This window comes from Xenorhabdus bharatensis (assembly GCF_037996705.1).
Taxonomy (GTDB): Bacteria; Pseudomonadota; Gammaproteobacteria; order Enterobacterales; family Enterobacteriaceae; genus Xenorhabdus; species Xenorhabdus bharatensis.
In genome coordinates this window covers 1-265 of the sequence record NZ_JBBMXG010000092.1, presented here as the reverse complement: position 1 = coordinate 265, position 265 = coordinate 1, and the positions used below count along the sequence as shown (strand labels likewise).

Genomic DNA, 265 nt, shown 5'->3' with positions numbered 1-265 from the left:
ACGATACATCTGATGGGGCTATAGCTCAGCTGGGAGAGCGCCTGCCTTGCACGCAGGAGGTCAGCGGTTCGATCCCGCTTAGCTCCACCATTCAACGCCTCTTGAAAATACTATTTCACAATGTATTGAGATACCTCAGTATATTCTGAAATTTTGCTCTTTAACAATCTGGAACAAGCTGAAAATTTGAAACACTCAGTATGCGTCGATAAGACGGTATTGAGGAGTCTCTCAAAACCCCAATCCGAAGACACCTTCGGGTTGT

At 45.7% G+C, this 265-nt stretch carries 1 tRNA gene; it reads left to right on the top strand.

The annotated features are described in order from the left end of the window. Window positions 1-14: 14 nt before the first annotated feature. Window positions 15-90: transfer RNA gene (locus tag AAC855_RS21360), tRNA-Ala, on the top strand. Window positions 91-265: the final 175 nt, after the last annotated feature.